At 65.2% G+C, this 4,314-nt stretch carries 6 protein-coding genes and 1 pseudogene; 3 read left to right on the top strand and 4 right to left on the bottom strand.

Annotated features, from left to right (window positions below):
- Window positions 1–245 (bottom strand): CDGP domain-containing protein (locus VML93_RS18960; RefSeq protein ID WP_422656540.1); only part of this gene is annotated, 245 nt, incomplete at its 3' end.
- Window positions 246–404: 159 nt separating this feature from the next.
- Between VML93_RS18960 and VML93_RS18965 the strand changes: the two genes are divergently transcribed.
- Complete coding sequence (locus VML93_RS18965) at window positions 405–1,550, top strand: ISAs1 family transposase (protein WP_325613031.1); 1,146 nt, start codon at window positions 405–407, stop codon at window positions 1,548–1,550.
- A 22-nt stretch (window positions 1,551–1,572) separates the two neighbouring features.
- On the opposite strand, the pseudogene VML93_RS18970 reads toward VML93_RS18965, so the two are convergent.
- Window positions 1,573–2,483, bottom strand: a pseudogene (locus VML93_RS18970) (IS982 family transposase).
- Window positions 2,484–2,576: 93 nt separating this feature from the next.
- Between VML93_RS18970 and VML93_RS18975 the strand changes: the two are divergent.
- On the top strand, window positions 2,577–2,741 hold the full coding sequence (locus VML93_RS18975) for a hypothetical protein (protein WP_325613032.1): 165 nt from the start codon (window positions 2,577–2,579) through the stop codon (window positions 2,739–2,741).
- Window positions 2,742–2,879 carry a hypothetical protein gene (locus tag VML93_RS18980; protein ID WP_325613034.1) on the top strand — a complete coding sequence of 46 codons (138 nt, stop codon included), beginning with the start codon at window positions 2,742–2,744 and terminating at the stop codon, window positions 2,877–2,879. It abuts the gene before it with no gap.
- A 115-nt stretch (window positions 2,880–2,994) separates the two neighbouring features.
- Here VML93_RS18980 and VML93_RS18985 read toward each other — a convergent pair whose 3' ends face one another.
- Together VML93_RS18985 and VML93_RS18990 are read right to left on the bottom strand one after the other, a co-directional pair.
- Entirely contained in the window at window positions 2,995–3,231 is a 237-nt protein-coding gene (locus tag VML93_RS18985; RefSeq protein WP_325613038.1) for a DUF732 domain-containing protein, read from the bottom strand.
- A gap of 45 nt (window positions 3,232–3,276) precedes the next feature.
- On the bottom strand, window positions 3,277–4,314 hold a 1,038-nt coding region (locus VML93_RS18990; protein ID WP_325613037.1), incomplete at its 5' end, for an alanine racemase.

Consider the following 4,314-nt stretch of genomic DNA (forward strand, 5'->3'; position numbering starts at 1 on the left):
TCGTTGCTGACCAGGCGCTCGTTGATCCAGTACCCGCCCGTGCAGGTGCGGGAGTAGGAGCGGTCGGAGTCGCCATAGCAGCTGTACATCGTCTGGTGCGCGGGCACCCAGATGGTGCGTTCCCGCATCCAGCTGCCGTCGGCGGCGATCGGGCCGTCGCACAGGGTGCGGCGCTGGGAGCCCAGGAAGCCCCAGGGGTCGGTCTTGCAGATGGCGCCCGGGGGGCCGCCCCACGGCCTCGGCAAAGTCGTGAAGTGAGCGGTTGACCTGCAATGTTGTGGGTGTGACACGCGGGAGCGGTGTGGTTACAGGGCGGTCACGGCAGAGCACGGGATGATCACAGTTCTCACACCAGTCACATCCCAGGAAGCTCTGCCGTGCCCGCTGTGCCATCATCGCCCACTTTGTCCGTTGTCGATGACTCCGACCCGCTACTGGGCGAGTTGGCCGACGTCCCCGCCGCACCCGACGGTTTGCTGGAGCTGATCGCGAAGGTGCCCGACCCGCGCAAACCACGCGGGAAACGGCACGGGCTGGCGGGCGTGCTTGCGATCGCGCTGGCGGCCACACTCGCGGGTGCACGCTCGTTTGTCGCGATTGCCGAATGGGCCGCCGACGCCGCACCGGGCGTGCTGACGCTCCTCGGCGTCACCGGCACGGTGCCGTGTGAGTCGACGATCCGCCGCTGCCTGCAACGACTCGCTCCCGACGAACTGGACAAGCTGATCGGGGCGTGGATGTGGCTGCGCACCACCACGATCGACGGACGCCGCGTGATCGCCTTCGACGGCAAAACGTTACGCGGTGCCCGTGATGGGGCCGGCAACCTGGTGCACCTGCTGGCCGGGCTGTGCCAGACCACCGGCACCGTACTGACCCAAATCGCGGTCGGCGCCAAAACCAACGAGATACCCATGCTGCGAACGCTTCTGGGCAGCATCGATATCACCGGAGCCGTCATCACCGCCGATGCGCTGCACTGCCAGCGCGACACCGCCGAGGCGATCGTCGGCGCCGGCGGCCACTACATCTTCACCGTCAAGGCAAACCAGCCCAAGCTGCGAAAACAACTCAAAGAGCTTCCGTGGAAACAGATCCCGATACTTGACACCAGTATCGAGCATGGCCACGGTCGAACCGCCAAACGCATCCTGAAAGCCACCGCGATCGCCTCAGGGATACTGTTCCCGCTCGCCGCCCAAGTGCTGCGACTTACCCGAACCGTCACCGACCACAAGACGAACAACACGCACACCGAAGTCGTCTACGCGGTCACCTCCTTGACGATCACCGACGCCACAGCCGCCCAGGTAGCTGGCTGGCTACGCGGCCATTGGGCCATCGAAAACAAACTGCACTGGGTGCGTGACGTCACCTACGCCGAAGACCACTCCCAAGTCCGCACCGGCAACGGCCCCCACGTCATGGCCGCCCTTCGCAACGCCGCAATCGGACTGCTCCGCCTCGACGGCCACGACAACATCGCAAAAGCCCTGCGCCACCACGCCAGAAACCCTCACAGGCCCGTCAAACTACTCCTGACCAGGTGAAACGGACTTTGCCGAGACCGTGTTAGTGGTCGTAGGCGGTCAATGATCGCAGGATTGGTTGGCCTTGTTGGTCGTTGTGCCATATTGCTGCGGTGAGGGCCAAGATGCGTTGCAGGACGCGGGCTGCGACGCCGGCGATGGTGCGTCCGCCGTGGCGTTCGAGGTCCAGTTGTGCCTTGAAGGTGTTGTTGATCGACTCGATGACCTGCCGTAACGGTTTGAAGTAGCGGGTTCCGGCGCGGGGCTTCTCGCCCTGTCGAGTCGGACGTAGCAGTTCGATACCGGCATCGGTGAGGGCGGCTTCGAATTGGCGGCCGTAGTAGTTTTTGTCGGCCATCAGCGTCTGGGCGGGATGGGTGGCCAGCAGGTTAGGGTCGGCGTCGAACATCCCGAGCAGAGTGTCGCGTTCGTCGGCCTTGGCGCCGGTCAGCGCGAACGCCACCGGCAGTCCTGACAAGGTGCACAGCAGATGCAGGCGCAGTCCCCAGAAATAGCGTGAGTGCGACGCGCAGAACCGTATTCGGCCCATCCGGCCAGATCGGAACGTGTGGCGGTCTCTCGCGAGCGGGCGCATTCGATGGGGGTCGAGTCCACGACCCACACGTCATCGGCACAGCGCGATGTATCCGCTACCAGGTGCGCAATGACCGCACGCAACACCCCGACCGCTGCCCGGACCCGTTTGTTGTAGCCCGATTGCGTTGGCAAATAAGGGAACAACCCGTGTGGATGGCGACGTGCGTAGCGCAGCCGGGCCTCAGAGGTAAACCCGAGCAGTGCCTGGGCTACGACCAGGGTGACCAGTTCCGCGTCATCCAGACACGGGGTGAACCCCACTTTGGGACGCCACGGCCGGTGCTGCGGATTGTCGATTAGGAAATCATCAGCGGTGACGTACAGTGCGGTAACGAGGATGTCCAGGTCAGCGTCCACGAGAGCATCCTGCGGTACCTGCGCGATGACGGCGTCATTGTCTTGCACGACTGCAACCCCGTCTTCGAACACATCGGCCGCCCTGCGGAGCACTTGGACGACTTTCGTGCGCATGCCCGTTGGTGGGAATGGCTCTGGAGCGGCGACGTCTGGAAGGCGATCGTCCACCTACGCAGCACCCACGACGACCTACGTGTCGCGGTGCTGAACTGCGATTTCGGTGTTGGGATCGTGCGTGAGGGCGTGCCGGATTCGTGATTGTCCTACACGGAGGCCGAGGTCGAGGCGCTGGACTACGCGGATCTGGTCGCCGACCGCGAGCGACTGCTCAACTTGAGACCGCCGGGGTACCTGGACGAATTTCTCGCATCGCCGGCGGGATCTCCCCGCAGCTAGTCCAAGCTGGTGGCGATCGCCACCCGAGGGTCTTTCGCCGAGCGTGCACTCAGTGCGATTTTGAGCGCGCTCTTTCGCACTGGTTGCACGTTCGGCGCAGGGCGCGAAACCGCGGTCAGCCGGGCGGTCGGTCAGCGAATTGCTGGCACATGGTGTCGATCGCGGCCCGGATGACAACGACGACGTCGTCGGCACTGTATCCGCCGGCCGCGGGCTGCCCGGCGATGTCTTGGCGCACCCCGGCGTAGCTTCGGCCGTTGTCGAAATCCCGGCAGACAGTCGTGCCCAGACCCGCCGTGGCGTTGGGATCCTGGTAGGTGATGCCGTGTAGGCGTAGTTCTCTGAGGAACAGAACGCGCGCTGTCCGTCGACGCGGGCTTCAACGCCAAGTAGGGCGTCACTGGCTCGCGCGTGCGGCGTCGATCGGGACTATCGCGCAAAGCCGGTCGCCGTGCACGACGTGGTAGACGTCGTACCGGTCGACCGTCGGGTCGCAGTGCGGCGTCACGAGTTCGACACGCTCGCCCAGGCTGACCGCGCGACCGGCGGGACGGGTCAATGCCCCATGCTCGTCGCCGTAGAAGACATAGGTGGAGTCGGCGAAGCCGTCGGTGACCGGGAGCGGGGCGGGACCGTCGGTCGCGAAGGCCTTCAGGCCCGCGTCGACGGTCACGATCGGGCCGGCATTGATGCTCACCAATTGAGTCGAGACCCGCAGGCTGGGTTGGAACGCCCCGTCCTCGTCGTCGCCCAGGGCATCGAGGTATTGCGCATCCATGAAAACATAGGATCCGGGCTGGATTTCGTTGAGAACCCCCGACTCCAAATCCGTCTGCACAGTTCCGGTGCCGCCGCCTGTGACGAGGTCGATCCGATACCCCGCGTCGCGCAACGCTCCGACGACACCCGAGAGAACATCCATCCCGGCATGCACCGCCGCGCGGCGCGCCTCGAGCCCCGAGATGTGCTGCCAGTGGCCCCCGTAACCCTGGACGCCTACCAACTTCAGCGACCGGTGCCGCTCGATACGCCCGGCTAGCGCGAGCGCTTCGGCGGTCCCCGGTACGCCCGTGCGCATCAGGCCCACGTTGACGTCGATCACGACGTTGACCGAAGCGCCCCTTCGGCTCGCCTCCTGCGCCAGCGCGGCGACCGGATCGGGATGGTCTACCGCGCAAATGAATCCGGGATCGGTGGCCGCCACGTCGCACAACCGATTAGGCGCTGTGGCATCGACTACCGGGGAGGTGAGCAGAATGCCGCGCACGCCTGCCGCTGAAAGCACTTCAGCCTCACCAAGTTTCGCGCAGCAAACGCCTACCGCCCCGGCCGCGACCTGCTTACCGGCGATCCACGCACTCTTATGGGTCTTCGCGTGTGGCCGCAGCACCACCTTGCCGGCCACCCTCGCTGCCATCTTGGCGATGTTCGCATC

Origin of the sequence: Mycobacterium sp. (assembly GCF_035499775.1) — a bacterium.
Taxonomy (GTDB): domain Bacteria; phylum Actinomycetota; class Actinomycetes; order Mycobacteriales; family Mycobacteriaceae; genus Mycobacterium.